This is a genomic window from Acinetobacter sp., assembly GCF_036666595.1.
GTDB lineage: Bacteria > Pseudomonadota > Gammaproteobacteria > Pseudomonadales > Moraxellaceae > Acinetobacter.
Window position 1 is genome coordinate 87,306 of sequence record NZ_JAVWVO010000009.1, and the last position, 16,660, is coordinate 103,965.

Consider the following 16,660-nt stretch of genomic DNA (forward strand, 5'->3'; position numbering starts at 1 on the left):
TTTTTTTTTTTAAAGTTTTAACTCTTGAATTAAAGCCTTAAATTCTATTCCTAGTTTTGGGTGGTCTACGCCATAGTGTAAAACTGCTTTGAGGTAGCCAATTTTGCTACCACAGTCAAACGTACACCCTTTCATACGATAGGCTTCAACAGGTTCAGATTGCTGTAACATCGCAATCGCATCCGTCAATTGAATTTCATTGCCCGCGCCTTTGGGTGTTTGTTCTAATAATGTCATAATCTGAGTTGGCAAGACATATCTCCCCACTACAGACAGATTTGAAGGTGCAGTTCCTACAGCTGGCTTTTCCACAATTCCTTGCATCACAATGCTTTTACCCTCAGCTGGAGTTTCAGTAACATCTACAATACCATACTGGTCAACTAAGTGATCTGGTATAGACTCAACCATAATTTGTGCCGCTTTAGAAATATTAAAACGATCAATCATTAAGCCGAGATCATTGCGATCATCATTATCCTTAACTAAAACGTCAGGCAAAAGCACAGCAAAATCATCATTACCAACAATCGATTTTGCACATAAAACTGCGTGCCCAAGTCCCAATGGTTGCGGCTGACGCACACTAACCACACTCACATGTTTGGGCAAAATATCATTAATCTCTTTGAGTAAATCAAATTTTTGTTTCTGCTCCAGGGTCGTTTCAAGCTCAAAATTACGATCAAAATAATTTTCAATGGAAGCTTTTGAAGAGTGCGTAACTAGAATAATCTGTTCAATGCCAGCAGCTACAGCCTCTTTCACAACGTATTCAATTGCAGGACGGTCAACCACTGTGACCATTTCTTTGGGAATTGACTTACTTGCAGGTAAAAAACGGGTACCCAGACCTGCAACAGGAAGAATGGCTTTTTTGATCATAATACTATCAGCAAATACTTAAATTAAGACGATTCTACTTTATCTGTTTTATTTTGGGGCTCATTTCCCTCAAATAAAGATGGACCTACATACCCTGGGGCATTGATACCCTCCCGCTTACTCATTACCCCCACTGTTTTAAACATGATTTTAAAATCTATCAACGGATTATGATTGTCTACATACCAGACATCACATTTAAAACGCTCTTCATAATCAAGTTCATTGCGGCCGCTCACTTGTGCTAAACCAGTCATACCTGGGCGAACCTCCAAACGACGCGCTTGCTCAGGAGAGTACAACTCAACAAATTCTTTAAGCATTGGTCGAGGACCAACAATACTCATGTCGCCTTTCAGAACATTAATTAGCTGTGGCATTTCATCTAAACTAGTTGAACGAAGCTTTTGTCCAAAGGGTGTAATCCGCTTTTCATCTGGCAAAGGATTTCCATGCTTATCGTTTGCATCTTTCATGGAACGAAATTTAATCATCTTAAAAAGATGCCCATTTTGACCTGGCCGCTCTTGAAGAAAAAAAATAGGAGAACCTAAATTTTTACGAACTTTATAAGTAACCAATAAAAAAATAGGGGATAAAATTATTAATGCGATAAGAGAAATAAATATATCTACTAAGCGTTTCATATCAATCAATACCCAAGATTCTAAATAGTTTTTTATTTACTGTATGAACATCAAATTTTTCAATGGCTATTTTATAGCTTTCTAATCCCATTATGTTCACTTGTTCTGGATTTTCAATAAAAAAACACATTTTTTCTACAAGAACATCAATATCCCATTTAGGCACTAAAAAACCGTTTGCCCCATCTACAACAGTATCCCTACAACCCGGCACATTGGTGGTAATAACGGGACGACCTACAGCCATTGCTTCTTGAGTGCTTCTTGGAACCCCCTCTCTATAATAGGAAGGTAATACAAATACAGCACTTTGAGCAATGTGTTCTATAACATTACTTACAAAACCAGGATATTCAATTACACCTGTTGCGATAATAACATCTAACTTTTCTTTTGATAATCCATAAGGATTTTCAGTATCTAAACCTCCTATTATTTTAAATTTAACATTTGGATATTTTGACTTAACTATTTTAGCTGATTCTAAATATTCATAAACACCCTTTTCTGCAAGCAACCTAGCTATAAAAATAAAAGAGATATCTTGTGTTTCATCCCAACGTTTATAAGGGTAATCCTCCAAACTCAAACCAATAGGTCCTAAAATATCTACCGCATTTGGTTTATGATAAATTTTATTCTTTTCAATTAAATCAATAGGATCGTCCTTGTTTAAAAAAATAATTTTATCTAAAAAAGGAAATACCACCCGATAAAGAGAAATTTGGAAAAATCTCACTATTTTCATCTTAAAGTTTTGACCATGTCGATGAGTTGTAAAAGGTGAGCCTAAGCCCTCAATCATCCCAATAACTTTAGGGGTTTTTGCAAGCTTTGCAGCTAAAGAACCATATATGAGTGGTTTAGTAAAAAATGAAAAAACCAAATCAGGTTGATATTTTTCTATATAAGACTTGATCTCCATCATAGATTTAATATCACTTAACGGGTTCAAACCAGCCCTACTTAAATTATAAACTAAAACTTTAGAACCAAGGCTTTCAATTTTTTTTATCCATTCATCGTTATATTCAGATATCAAAGAATAAACCACATAGTTTTTCTCAACACATGAAATAATAAAATCTTTTCTAAACAAATAAAGATTTGATGCAGTACTTCCAATTAAAAAAATTTTCTTCATATATTAATATTATTTCAAACTAGCTGATTTAAATAAGCGTAATGGATATTTTATATACTCTAAAAAAATAAAATAAATATAACACCCCCACCCCCAATACCCTTTTGACCACAATATATAACAGGCTGCAAGAAAACCATTATGCATACCCTCCATGTTAGAGGAAAGGCCAGATTCACCATATTGCCGCTTAAAGCCATTGGAAAGAACTCGATCAATCATATAAAAATATTTTGAATTATTAGACATTACCCAACATAGAAAATCTTCACAATATCTTAAATTTTCATCAAAATTTTCAAAACAGCTTCTTTTTACCATTACTGTCGGAGTACAAATAATTTGACTGATAGCTAAACTTTTTACATTTATTTTTTTATTTTGAAGAAACTCTTTAGGAGTAGTTACAGGAAAAGCTGAATATCTGTGAAAAGAAAAGCCAAGGTCATTTTCGATCATATATTGATATTGAATAAGAAGTTTTTCAGGATGCCAGACATCATCACAATCTAAAAAAGCAATATACTTTGAATCAGATACTTTAACACCAACATTACGCGCAACTGATGGTCCACTATTCACTTCCAAATAAATGATTTTTAGATCAATTTTAGAATCCACATGAGCACTCTCCAACTCCATTAAAATCGACTTGTCTAAACTACAATCATCAATAATAATAATTTCTTGAGGCAATAAAGTCTGTCTTAAAATAGACTCATATGCTCTTTTTACGTCTAAACCATTATTATAATGAGGCATGATAACTGATATATTACTCATTTACTTTCCCAAAAAAAGGTATATGGTAAAAATGGAGACCCCCCTTGACCTATTGTAGAGTAAAAGTTATTTATCCTCAAAACAAATCCTAAAAAACCAATAAATAATAAAAATAATATATAAAGCCTATATTTCGAGGTTTGTTCATCTTCAGCCAAAACAACTAAAATATAAAAAAGCTCTAAGAATTGGAATCTGATACCTGCATAACTAAATTGTGTTACAATATAAAAGGAAATCTGGATTAAAAATAAATATATATTTCGTCTTAGATTATTTTTAAAAAAATATGTGTTACAAGCTAAGATCAAAACTGTTAAAATCAAAGGTTGCATACCTGAAAATATTGATGGTGATGCAAAATCAGAATAATCTGAAATCTTATATAGTAAATAATTTTTTAATGATAAAAACACTACTAAAGAACCAACCATTATAATCATAAAATTTTTCAGGCTAGCTTTTTGCACAAACTTAATCATTAAAAATAGAACTGTACTCTTATGATTAAGAAAAGAAATTAAAAATAGTATTTTACTTTTTGTTATTTTAAGAAACTTAGTTTCAGAATCAACTATTAACCAACATGAAAAAGCAAAAGCCATACCATAGCGCAAGCCATTCATTGTCATATCATAAAAGAAAATAGGAAAAATTAATAAACTAAATATTATTGCTCTATGTTTTGTTTTCGAAAAGAATAGACACAACACAAAAATTATGAGTAATGAAAAAACATTTAAAACAAACTGTGAATTTAGTTCAAAGTAATATCTGATTTTAGCAAAAAATAAAAAAAAGGGTTCAATACCTCTGCTATTTTCATTTATCGAAAAGATATCTTGATCTAATATACTAATATACGTTTCAGTATCAGTTCCAACGAGCCCCCTTAAAACAACAAGTAAAGTTGCAGGAATCAAAGACATGAAAAATAAAAATTTATACCCATTACCTTTTATTTTCAAAGATAAAATAGACATTAACAGAATAAAAAAATAAGGGAGAATATAGTAAATCACTGTCTACTCAAATTTATAATAGGTAAATAAAATTCTAAAACCAAAATCCTATTTATCTCTTGGTTTTATCAAGCTCATTAACTAAATTTATTTGAAATTTAATTAAAATTTCTTGAAGTTTCTTAGTCGCATCAACAATGCTAGTAATATTCGTAATAGACATATATCTTTCTATTCCTAATAATCGTTTAATATTCAATATTAGTTTAAATATTTTAACCTTCAGGTTATTTCTACTTCCTACCATTTCTATTCTATTTAATAACTCCCTACTAGTTAATGTTGGATATTTTTGCTCTAAAAAAGATAATACTCTTGATTGTAATGTAGGGTCTGCATCTAGAATATTCGAACATAGTTTGTAGACATCAAAATTTTTTAGTAAATCCTCGTGCTTAAACTCTTTAATTGCCGCAAAAGCTGAATCAGCCCATATAGTTTGAACACAGTATATTCTTGGAACATTTATTTCCCATAGATAAGGGATGCTTCTATCTCTCAAATGTGGAGCATTTTCCAAGTCTTTAGAGTTAGACTTCTGTTCACCTTCCTGCACCGAACTACTTACAGAACAAACACCAGGGATGGTTAATGGATAATCAATAACTATAAACTGGTTTATTTTAAAAGATAAAGCTATGGCAGCATAAATATCTGGACTCAATCCTTTCAAATATGCACCAGTTTCCTGCTTTAATTGCTCAAAAATTGCTCTTTTTACAACCCCATGATACAATTTAGGAAAGTCAAACTCCATGTAGTTTGTACATCCATTTTGTATCAGTTTAAGTAATGACTGCTTAGGATCCACTTTTTTCGCCACACCATTGAAATCTCCGATAATAAGGGAGTTACTAACTACCTTTATATGTAAAAATTTTTTCTCGCCTGTCTTTTCCCAACGATAATTAGCTTTTAAATTACCTACAATACATTCAATATTATTTTCTTTAGCCCAGCCCGCTGCTGAAATAATTTCTGGATTAATACCATCATCATCACCAATTAAACAAATATATTCTCCTGTAGCTAATTCAATTGCAGCGTTAAAATTATCAATTGATGAAAATGGTGGTGGCGTATACCGATAAACTAATCGACTATCACCCAGCAAAGACTTTAACATTTCATTCAATGTAGTATCATCACTATTATCTTGAACCACAACTTGAATATTAGCATTTGGAAGTCTCAATATGCTTTGAACCGCACTCAAACAATACTTTTGTCTATTCTTTGTTGCAATAAGAATACTTATCAATGGTTTCACTTGCTCTTTCCTTTAACTTTTTTCAATATCCATACAAAATTTATAAATAAACTATTGGGATATTTTTTGCTATTTATAAATAAATTTAAGACAAAGCTTATTAGGCCAATAATTATCGATTTAAAAATAAATAAATAATCATTACTTAAATCTTTAAAAGCAAACTCAATAATTGCAATCACAAATAATGTTACAGCTACAGGAATGCCAACATCCCAAACCAACCAATTATACACTTGTTTAGGTAAAAACTTATTGACAATAAATATTCCCACCATAAAAAAAGTAGTTATATTTATAAAAATCCATGGGAATGTCACACCGATCATCCCATAATTTTGAATTGAAAAAATCATTAGAGGAATAGTAATAATTATTCCAATAATTCCTGAATATAAATTCACGCGCGTAAAACCATTTGCAAGTGCTAAATAGAATGGAGTGAGTTGTAAGCATAAAAACAATCCACCTACAAGTAACATTTTGACAACATAATTTACTGTCAACGCAATTTTTAGTTGGCCAGTCCATAATGTAATTATTGGAATTGAGTATAAAGCAATACAGAATATTAATGGCGCTGCTATACTTGCTGTTAAAAAGGAATATTTGTGAAAGTTTATTGATACTTCTTCATTATTTTTTTGCGATACAAACTGCGATAACAAAGGGAAAACTGCTATTATAATTGGCATAACTACAATAGTGGGTAACTGTGCTAATGTACTAGCTATTGAATAATAACCAAAGTCTTCCATTGAGAAATACTTACTAGTAACCAGCTTGTCGATTTGTATATTAATTGCAGAAATAAAAGCAATTCCCATCATTCCGAGCGCATATTTTCCAGTAGATTTAATCAAATCCAATGAAAACACTAACCCCTCATTCAAAAGGAGTCGATATAGTGTTTTCCTAAAAAAAAATAAAAGAATTATATTACATATTATTTGCCACCAAAAATATATATCTAGTTTTGGATAAAAATAAATTGGAATTAAAACAATTCCTGATCTAAATAAACTCCAAATTATTCTAATTTTATTAGTTAATACTTGTTGCTGAAGTCCATTCAATCCACCTTCATATAAGGTAGAAAATAATTGTATTGAAATCCCTATTCCTATTAATTTTAGAAAATATGCAACTGAAGTTGGTGTATATATTGTTGATGGTAAAAAATTATTTGCTATAAAATCTGATGAAAAAACTATAATAGAAGCAACCAGAATACATATAAAAATATAAATTCTTTCAAAAGTATATACAAGATTAGATTTCTCTTGCACACTTATATCTCTAGCTAGCTCTCTTGTTAAGGTTGCTGTTAAACCAGCATCAGCAAATACAAGCAAACCCAATATCACGGTGTAAAAATTTATAATCGCATAAGATTCAATACCGAGTATATCAATATAAAATCGAACAAAAATAAATATGGAGACAAAACCCCACAATTTACCTAGATAATTTGCAATGATATTTTTAGTTACTTTATTCACTTAATAAAAACCTTTTAACCACCCTGCAAAATTTCCTAAATGCAAAACTAAAAGATTTCAATCTAATGTTTTGATTATTCAACATGAATACAAAAAACTATTTCCTTCAAATTTCTCATAATCAAAAAATAATACCATCATACTCAATCAAAAACTTATTGTCATACTCTATGTTAAAAACCATGACTTTCAAGTTATCACCCCTTATCTTATAGTTTTTTGACTCTAATTCCTTCCACCCTAAAGAATGATAAAATTTTAATAATGGTTCTTTGCAAAATAAAAAACCAATTTTATTTAAACTAGAAATAATTTTATTCGCTTCTTTCATCAATTCAAAACCGTATCCTTTACCTTTCTCTATTGCACATACATTTCCAACTCCTAAACCTTTTCTAAGTATACCGTTTACAATTAAATCAACATCTATTAAATTCAAATAAGCTACACCTTTTCCATTTAAAAGTAAAAACATATGAAAATCAGAATTTTTAATATTATTTTTGATCCATTGTATCTGCTTATCTAAACTAAAATTCCATTGTATAGATTTTAAATCAACAACCTCTTTAATATCTTGCTCTGTTACATCTTGATGTTTTATTAACTTAATCTCGAACATTTTAACAAACCAACTCCCAAAAATAGTAAAATAAATTTACTTATCTCATTAGAATTCAATATCTAGCTGCCTTTTTATTATCGCGGTAAAAAACGAGCTTTGTTATTATATAAATATTTATACACTTGTCGCTCTAACAACGAATTTGTTTTGATAAATGTCTTATCTTCCAAATAAAAGATACTTTCAGACTTTTGAATTTCACTAGAAATATTCTTAGAAAATCTCACTTTCTCATTTGTTTCCGTATTCTCTAATATTAAAAGCTTTAAATCTAATCTTTTTAAAGTTAAATCACTATTAATTACAACAAAATCATTTAACCAACCATTTAATAACTCAAATTTTTCATCTAATGACTTTGTAATATAAAATTGAGCTTTTTCCATAAGCTTTGCAGGGCTTCCAGCATAAGCTCTATCTGGCAAAGTATCTTTTGTAAGCACTGAATTAATCAAAGCAACACTTCTCCAGCCTAACTTAAGACCAGACCCAACAATACAACTACCCACTAACCATACATCATCTTCAATTATAGTTTCTCTTTTCGAATATAATGTACAACCTTCTATCTGTTCTCCGCTCGCCACATGAGTCCAAATTTGAGAATACATTCCAACTCTTACACCATTTCCTATGACTAACCCACCTGCTCCATCCAATATCGTGTTCTGGCCGAACCAACAGTTATGACCTATATATAAATATTGCTCAGCCATAAGTAACATATCATTATGCAATACATTCCAATCACCCATGCTAAATTTTCCATGAATAAAAATACGCGTATTATCATTAATAATATTATTATCACCAATTGTTACACTTAAGTTTGGGTCATCGCCTAATATCTCAATAACAACATTTTTACCAATTCTGTTAAATTTACCTAATTTAACATTAGGGTGAATTTTAGCCGTTATATCAATTTGATTCATTTAATTTTCTCATTCATTAAAATTAACCCACCAACCGCATGGTAAAGCTAAAAATTTATTTATAAATTCATTCACTCCGTTTAAATTTTCAAAATTATTAAAAACAGAGTAAATATTATTATTGATATGAACACCTGTTGCATACCAATGTTGATTACGAAATTTTTGTAGCGCTTGTGCTTTATCCTCACATAAAACACCAAACACCCAATAATTTGGCTGGGTATCGGATATTAAGTTTAGCGGCTTTATAGATGGAACTTCTCGGATTCTATTATTCCAATCTATCGCATTTTTTCTCTGTTTCTCTAACAACTTAGGCAAATTATCCATTTGCTTCAAACCAATATATGAATTAATTTCACTAAGAGTTGCACCATAGCCCTCTAATGTGATGTCACAATTTGGATTAATTTCACCCGTTGATGTTCTAAAGTTTTTCCTATCAATACCATAGTCACGCATGAGAATTGCTTTCTCGTATAACTCTTTGGAAGAGAAACTTATTGCAGCACCATCTACAGTATTTGGCAACCGAACCGTTTGAAAAGAAAATACCGTTAAATCAGCACCTAAATTCCCTGCTTTTTGAGTATCATACTCTGAGCCAAATGCTTCAATACAATCATCAACAACCCAAATACCACGCTCTTTAGCTAATTGATTGATTGCGGCTATATCACCTAAATAACCACAAAAATGATTATGAAATATTGCTTTTGTTTTTGAAGTGATTCTTTTCTTAACATCATCAACGCAGAGTGAGCCCGTTTTTGGATCAACGTCAGCCCAAATAACCCTGAGCCCCTTAATCACAAAAGGCTGATTCGACGCCAAACAACTTACTGGAGATGCGATTACTTCATCCCCAGGATTTAAATTTAATATTGATAAGGCTAACAGCATAGCTTGATTATAAGAGTTCACCGAAATCACGTACGGATTACCTATAAATTTTGCTAATTCTGATTCAAATAATTGTCCATATTTTCCATATGCTAATTGACCTGAATATAGAATATTCTCTAATTCGGATAAAATATCATTAGGCATATAAGGTTTAAAAATGGGAATCATTACCAACCTTTCCGAATCAATTCAATCATCTTATCGCAATCATCTTTAGTGACCCACCACCCACATGGAATATGTACCATCTTTTCATAAAACCGATCTAAATTAGATAATTCCACAGGATGATCATTTAAGTACTCATGTAAATCATTGCGTTTGTGAAGCTCAGAAGCAGCTATTCCATTTGCCTCCATCATTTTGATAAAGCCAGCCCTATTCTCAACCTTTAATGTGTACAACCAGTAAGATGGCTCTGAGTTATCGTAATACTTAATTAACTCTACACCGCGTACACCTATTAAATTTTGATCAAGGTATTTACCATTTTCTATATACTTATCAACAATTTTATCGATTCCTTCCAACTGTAAAAGGCCTACGCAAGCATTCACATTGTTCATATGATACTTATAACCCTGCTCAGTTATATTATTATCTAATCTAGTTTTATTTTTATCTAATCCGAACCATCTTATAATTTTACCTCGCTCGTAAAGCGCTTTATCTTGAATCTGTAAAGCCCCTCCATCTATTGTTGTTAGATGTTTTATTGCTTGAAAAGAAAATACGGTAAATGGAAAATGATTGCCAGTTTTTTTCCCATCAAATTTAGCACCTATTGCATGTGCTGCATCTTCAATTACAGGAATGCCATACTTTTCAGAAATTGTCTGAATTCTCTTTACGTCAACAGGAATACCCGCATAGTCTACAACGATGATTGCTTTTGTTTTAGGATTGATTGCTTTTTCTATCGAGTCGGATGATATATTGCCAGTCTCATAATCAACATCGGCCCAACGAACTTTTGCCCCAACCATTTTAATAGCGACATTAGTAGGTTCAGCGGTCAATGCTGTACTAATGACTTCATCGCCTTGCCCAACTCCAGCCAATATCAATGCGATATGTAATGCTGCAGTGCCTGAGTTCAATGAAAGCGTATTTCCACTTCCTATATATTCTTCAAATTTTCTTTCAAAATTTTCAACAATCTCACCTTGGGCAATATATCCACTATACAAAACTTCCTCTAAACGAGGAATCAATAGTTCTCTATCAGGTAAACTGGTTTTTATCAGTGGCAACATTTTCTTATCCTTGATGTGATTTTAATTCATCTTGAACATAATCTAAAGTTAATAATAATTCTTTTAGCTCTTCAACATTCAATCTATGGGTATTATGTGAATTATATTCGTCATCAAGTAAGGCAGGTGCATTTTCTTGTACGTACTTACTATAGTTTAGATCTCTAAAATCAGCAGGAATTCGGTAAAATCCCCCTAAATCATCAGCTTTCGCCATTTCTTCTTTAGAACAAAGAGTTTCAAACAGCTTCTCGCCATGACGCTCACCAATAATTTTAATCTCATTATCCGCATTAAAAAGCTCTTTAAGCGCTTGAGCTAAAACCTCAATCGTTGCACCTGGCGATTTTTGTACCAAAATATCACCTGGATTACCCTGACTGAAAGCAAACATAACCAGCTCTACAGAATCTTGTAATGACATCATAAAACGCGTCATATTGGGATTAGTAATCGTTAAAGGCAAACCTTCTTTAATTTGTTTAATGAATAATGGAATTATAGAACCACGCGAACACATCACATTACCATAACGCGTTGCGGTATAAATTGCCTCTATTTTTTTTACTCTTGTATCTCTTGCTTTTGAAACAGCCAACTTTTCCATTAAAGCTTTTGACATACCCATAGTATTAATTGGATATACAGCTTTATCAGTACTTAAAACAACTACACGTTGTACATTATTTCTAGCTGCAGCTTCGAGTACATTTTCTGCACCTAAAATATTCGTTTGAACCGCTTGCATTGGGTAAAACTCACATGATGGTACTTGTTTTAAAGCAGCAGCATGAAAAACAAAATCCACGCCCATCATTGCTTGATTTATATCATTAAAGTTTCGAACATCCCCAAGAATAAAATCAAGTTTTTCATTTTTATACTCAATTCGCATATCTTCTTGTTTTTTCTCATCACGACTAAAAATCCTAATTTCTTTAAGCTGTGAATCTAAGAAACCTTTAATCATAGCGTTACCAAATGAACCAGTACCACCTGTAATCAAGAGAGTTTTCCCTTTAAACATATCAGGTAGCTCTTGAGCGTGTTTAGTTTCCATTTTATCCTCAATTATTTAACTATTAATACAATATGAATCAATCAATACTATCTTTAAAATTAGACGTACTTTTTAAAGCATCTATATTATAAAGACAAGAATTTACATCCAAAAAATTAGCCATTTACACTTGCTGTACAAATATTAATTAATATTTTTTAATTTAAAAATAAATCGAAAGGCTTATATTTCATAACAAAATAAACTCAATATTATATACTATTTTAAATAAAACCCTAAAGAATGATAAGAATTCAATCATTTAAACTATCACCAAAATATCCACTTACATATTTAATCAAAATATTCCGTAATTTTGTTTTACTTCCTTCATCATTTTTATACCAATTAAGTAAGTCAACATACACATGTTGGATTTCATTAAAATCAACAAAATCCTCAAAAGACTTTAAAATCCGCTCATGATCTGTTTTTTCTGCATTTTCGACTTCAATGAGTAATTCCTCATACAATTTCTCACCAGGGCGGAGTCCTGTAAACTGAAGCGCGATATCTCCCAAACCATTTTCATCTATAGGTTTAAACCCACTTAACCGAATCATCTGCCTAGCTAAATCAACAATTTTAACAGGCTCACCCATATCCAGTAGAAAAACATCTCCACCTGTACCCATTGCCCCCGCTTGAATCACCAACTGAGCAGCCTCAGGGATGGTCATAAAGTAACGGGTCACCTCAGGATGCGTCACTGTAACAGGCCCACCCTTCTCTATCTGTTTTTTAAACAAAGGAACAACTGAACCTGATGAACCCAATACATTACCAAAGCGAACTATACTGATTTGTGTTTGTGGTTTTGTTGCCGCTAAACCTTGGCAATATAGCTCTGCCATCCGTTTCGATGCCCCCATCACATTGGTTGGGCGTACGGCTTTATCAGTCGAAATCAAGACAAAGGTTTCAACCCCTTGAGCCACAGCCGCATCGACACTGCGGGCTGTACCAATTGAAGTGTTATAAATGCCTTCAAAAGGGTTGGCTTCAACAAGAGGAACATGTTTATAGGCCGCCGCATGGTAAACGGTTTGTACGGCATATTGATGCAATACACGTTCTAATTTGGCTTGATGTGTCACAGTGCCTAAAATCGGAATTATTCGCGTACCTGAGTTCTGCAATTCGCGGTCAATGGAATACAGTGCAAATTCAGACATTTCAAATAAAACCAGACATGTCGGCTGATGCTTCACTATTTGACGGCACAGCTCTGAACCAATGGATCCACCAGCACCTGTCACCATGACCACTTTATCTTTAATATTTTTTTCTAAAAGGTCTAACTTGGGTGGTACTGGATCACGCCCAAGTAAGTCAATAATATCGACTTCTCGAATATCGGAGACTTGAACGCGACCGCCTACCAGTTGGGTGACACCAGGCAGTTCCATAATTTTGACATTTGAAGGTTCAAAAGACTCAATAATTGCTTTTTTACGTGCACGACTTACAGATGGCATAGCCAGTAATATTTCTTCGATGTGAAATTTACGAAATGCACCAAGTGCCTTTTTCGGTGAAAAGATTTTTAGACCGCTTAAAGACTGCCCTTGTAACGAAGCTTTATCATCAATAAAACAGACGGGCAAATAGTCATCGGAGCGATATAATGCGGCCGCAATTTGTTGCCCCGCAAGTCCCGCACCATAAATCGCGACACGCTTACGGTTTTGCTTTTTCACAAAAGTACGCAGTGTGGCATAGCGAATCACGGCGCGACTCCACCACATCCAAGAAAACAGCACAAAGCCGAACATGAGTGGAATACTCATGGGAATAAAGGCTAAACCGAGTTTCTTAATCGCATATAACCCAACAATCTGGATAAATGTCGCAATCGAAATCCGTAGCAAATAATCTTCATTGAAAGAGCGTACAATGGCGCTATAGATGCCGAGTAAGGCAAAAATCGCGACGCCAAACACCCCAACATAGAGATACCAAAAATCTAGGCCTTCCATCACCGGAACATTGGGTTTGGCTAATCGAATGGCATAAACCAACCACATCATCAAAGGTAAAACACAGATATCCATGACCACTAAAACAATTTGTTTTTGGCGGCGCGGCAAAGATGCGATAACTCGGATAATGTCTTTCACGATGGACTCAACGGGCTAGATGAAGGCAAAAAATTGCATGGCAAATTATACGCTTTTTTACACTGGAATTTGCGAGATAACCTGTTGAATACTATCCACCGTTTTTTGCATGTTGCTTTCGGATAAAGTCGGATGCACCAAGAACATTAAACTGCTTTCTCCTAAACTTTTAGCATTAACTAAACGCTGTTCTGGTCGCCACGGTGTTCCATCAAAGGCTTTTTCTAAATAAACTTCTGAGCATGAACCACTAAAGCATGGCACACCGAGCGCATTAATTTCCGCCATAATGCGATCACGCGACCAGCCTTCTGGCAGTTGTGCTGTATTCACTTGGACATAGGCCTTATATGCCGCGTGGATATAATTTGCAGGTGGCTTTGCCACAGTAAAATAGGGATGATTTTCAAAACTTGCTAAAACGCGATGCATATTGGTACTGCGTAGTTGCGTCCATTCAGGCATTTTTTGGAGTTGTAAACGTCCAATCACGGCCTGCATTTCCATCATGCGCCAGTTGGTGCCAAAGCTGTCGTGTAACCAACGAAAACCGGGCGGATGCTGTTTGTTATAAATGCTGTCAAAGTTTTTACCATGATCTTTATATGACCACATTTTTTTCCATAAATTTTCATCATTGGTGGTGACCATACCGCCTTCACCACCCGTGGTCATGATCTTGTCTTGGCAAAATGACCATGCACCAATATGCCCGATTGAACCTGCGGGTTGACCTTTATAGAGCGCGCCATGGGCTTGGGCACAATCTTCGATGACCCACATGCCTTTTTCCTCAGCCAACTGCATGATCGGCTCCATATCACACATCCAACCCGCCAAATGTACACAAATAATGGCTTTGGTATTAGGAGTAAGCACAGCCTCAATAGTACGGCGTGAAATATTCTGAGAATCCAGTTCAACATCGGCAAAAACAGGATTAGCACCAGCTGTCACAATTGAACTTGCTGAGGCCAAAAATGTCCGTGAAGTGACAATCACATCATCGCCCGCGCCAACGCCAAGTACTTTTAAGGCCAAATCAAGCGCAACTGTGCCATTGGCTAAGGCCACGGCATATTGAGTCTGTGCAAATTGTGCAAATTCTTTTTCAAACTCACGACACTCTTGTCCTGTCCAATAATTGACTTTATTGGATAAAAGAACCTTTGACACCGCATCTGCTTCAGCGGGGGTGAAACTTGGCCACGGTTCAAATGCAGTGTTTAACATGAGTTTTTCCTAAATGAATTATTTACTGGTCAGAATACGGGCTGGATTTCCTACCACCGTCACACCTGCTGGTACACTTTTGGTCACCACAGCGCCCATACCAACCACAGCACCACGACCAATCACCAAAGGCTGTGCAGGTGTGCCTTGTTTAATCACGGCGCCTGCACCAATATAAGCATGGTCTTCAATATGAATATTGCCATTGCATTTTACCCCCGGTGCAAACGTGACGAAATCTCCAATTACACAATCATGCTCGACATAACTATATAAATTGGCATGAAAACATTTACCAATTTTAATATTGGACGTAATCGTTACAAAAGGGCTCAACGCATAACCTGCGCCAAGCTCCACCTCATCCATCAGCAGCGTATTATCCGCCTGTACAGACCACAATGAAATATCGTCTTGCTCAAGTTTCAGAGCAATTTTTTCACGTACTTGGCTATTGGCAATCGCAATCAGTACCGCTTTGAAAGGTACAGGCTCAGCTTTGAATTGTTGGTAGTTCATCGCGCGATGACCATTCACTATAGCGCTTTCGTCTAAAGCATCATCAATAAAGACAATTTCTGCATGCTCTTGTATACGTGCTAATTGTTGACGAGCTACAGGCATTAAGCTTCGCCCGCAACCAGAAACACCATATATTGCATAAAGCTTAGTCATGTTTAGTGCCTGTGAATTTTTGCATGGTCACTTCACCTTCTGCACTAATATCATCTTTCGCGAGAACTTTTTTTACCGTTTTTAGCATGATTTTAAAGTCAAGCCAAAGGGACTGATTTTCAACATACCATGTGTCGAGTTCAAATTTCTTTTCCCATGAGATGGCATTACGTCCATTCACCTGCGCATACCCCGTAATACCGGGGCGCACCTCATGACGTTTGGCTTGTTCAGCATTATATAAAGGCAAATATTCCATCAATAATGGACGTGGCCCTACGATACTCATATCGCCTTTAATGACATTCCATAGCTCTGGCATTTCATCCAAACTGGTGGCGCGTAGCATTTTACCAAAAGGCGTTAAACGCTCACTATCGGGTAAGGGATGTCCTGCCGCATCCATCGCATCTTTCATGCTGCGAAACTTAATCATTTCAAAAGGCTGCCCATGAAGACCTGGGCGGGTTTGGCGAAAGAGAACAGGAGAACCTAGGTTCTTTTTCACTTTATATGCCACCAATGCATAGACTGGAGATAACAGCACCAAGGCTGTTGAAGCTATTGCGACATCTAAAATTCGTTTCAGCATGC

Annotated in this window: 16 protein-coding genes; all 16 read right to left on the minus strand. The window is 34.4% G+C overall.

Translation table 11 applies throughout. The annotated features are described in order from the left end of the window. Nucleotides 1-9 precede the first annotated feature (9 nt). The 16 genes from galU to RR876_RS12465 all read right to left on the minus strand — a co-directional run bounded on the left by galU (nucleotide 10) and on the right by RR876_RS12465 (nucleotide 16,658). A complete protein-coding gene (galU, locus tag RR876_RS12390; protein WP_332477700.1) occupies nucleotides 10-885 on the minus strand; it encodes a UTP--glucose-1-phosphate uridylyltransferase GalU in 876 nt (291 codons plus the stop codon). 23 nt (nucleotides 886-908) lie between these two features. After that, nucleotides 909-1,532, minus strand: a complete 624-nt coding sequence (locus tag RR876_RS12395) for a sugar transferase (RefSeq protein ID WP_332477699.1) — start codon at nucleotides 1,530-1,532, stop codon at nucleotides 909-911. Between the two features lies 1 nt (nucleotide 1,533). After that, a complete protein-coding gene (locus RR876_RS12400; protein ID WP_332477698.1) occupies nucleotides 1,534-2,676 on the minus strand; it encodes a glycosyltransferase family 4 protein in 1,143 nt (380 codons plus the stop codon). Nucleotides 2,677-2,685: 9 nt separating this feature from the next. Next, entirely contained in the window at nucleotides 2,686-3,459 is a 774-nt protein-coding gene (locus RR876_RS12405; protein WP_332477697.1) for a glycosyltransferase, read from the minus strand. Further along, nucleotides 3,456-4,481: an EpsG family protein gene (locus tag RR876_RS12410; RefSeq protein ID WP_332637085.1), complete on the minus strand. Its 1,026-nt coding sequence runs from the start codon at nucleotides 4,479-4,481 to the stop codon at nucleotides 3,456-3,458. Before RR876_RS12410 ends, RR876_RS12405 begins: the two co-directional genes overlap by 4 nt. Nucleotides 4,482-4,533: 52 nt before the next feature. After that, nucleotides 4,534-5,751, minus strand: coding sequence for a glycosyltransferase (locus RR876_RS12415; protein WP_332477695.1), 1,218 nt, complete (start codon nucleotides 5,749-5,751; stop codon nucleotides 4,534-4,536). After that, nucleotides 5,748-7,253, minus strand: a complete 1,506-nt coding sequence (locus RR876_RS12420) for an oligosaccharide flippase family protein (RefSeq protein WP_332477694.1) — start codon at nucleotides 7,251-7,253, stop codon at nucleotides 5,748-5,750. Before RR876_RS12420 ends, RR876_RS12415 begins: the two co-directional genes overlap by 4 nt. 121 nt (nucleotides 7,254-7,374) lie before the next feature. Next, complete coding sequence (locus RR876_RS12425; protein ID WP_332477693.1) at nucleotides 7,375-7,875, minus strand: hypothetical protein; 501 nt, start codon at nucleotides 7,873-7,875, stop codon at nucleotides 7,375-7,377. Between the two features lie 77 nt (nucleotides 7,876-7,952). Next, entirely contained in the window at nucleotides 7,953-8,813 is an 861-nt protein-coding gene (locus RR876_RS12430; RefSeq protein WP_332477692.1) for a hypothetical protein, read from the minus strand. Nucleotides 8,814-8,822: 9 nt separating this feature from the next. Next, nucleotides 8,823-9,890: an aminotransferase class V-fold PLP-dependent enzyme gene (locus tag RR876_RS12435; protein ID WP_332477691.1), complete on the minus strand. Its 1,068-nt coding sequence runs from the start codon at nucleotides 9,888-9,890 to the stop codon at nucleotides 8,823-8,825. Beyond that, nucleotides 9,890-10,978 carry a DegT/DnrJ/EryC1/StrS family aminotransferase gene (locus RR876_RS12440; protein ID WP_332477690.1) on the minus strand — a complete coding sequence of 363 codons (1,089 nt, stop codon included), beginning with the start codon at nucleotides 10,976-10,978 and terminating at the stop codon, nucleotides 9,890-9,892. Before RR876_RS12440 ends, RR876_RS12435 begins: the two co-directional genes overlap by 1 nt. 4 nt (nucleotides 10,979-10,982) lie before the next feature. Continuing rightward, nucleotides 10,983-12,005, minus strand: coding sequence for a polysaccharide biosynthesis protein (locus tag RR876_RS12445; protein WP_089604255.1), 1,023 nt, complete (start codon nucleotides 12,003-12,005; stop codon nucleotides 10,983-10,985). A gap of 287 nt (nucleotides 12,006-12,292) precedes the next feature. Further along, nucleotides 12,293-14,158 carry a nucleoside-diphosphate sugar epimerase/dehydratase gene (locus tag RR876_RS12450; RefSeq protein ID WP_332477689.1) on the minus strand — a complete coding sequence of 622 codons (1,866 nt, stop codon included), beginning with the start codon at nucleotides 14,156-14,158 and terminating at the stop codon, nucleotides 12,293-12,295. 57 nt (nucleotides 14,159-14,215) lie between these two features. After that, nucleotides 14,216-15,391, minus strand: a complete 1,176-nt coding sequence (locus RR876_RS12455; protein WP_332477688.1) for a DegT/DnrJ/EryC1/StrS aminotransferase family protein — start codon at nucleotides 15,389-15,391, stop codon at nucleotides 14,216-14,218. An 18-nt stretch (nucleotides 15,392-15,409) separates the two neighbouring features. Continuing rightward, on the minus strand, nucleotides 15,410-16,066 hold the full coding sequence (locus RR876_RS12460; protein ID WP_332477687.1) for a NeuD/PglB/VioB family sugar acetyltransferase: 657 nt from the start codon (nucleotides 16,064-16,066) through the stop codon (nucleotides 15,410-15,412). Beyond that, nucleotides 16,059-16,658, minus strand: a complete 600-nt coding sequence (locus RR876_RS12465; protein WP_332477686.1) for a sugar transferase — start codon at nucleotides 16,656-16,658, stop codon at nucleotides 16,059-16,061. Before RR876_RS12465 ends, RR876_RS12460 begins: the two co-directional genes overlap by 8 nt. Between the last annotated feature and the right edge of the window lie 2 nt (nucleotides 16,659-16,660).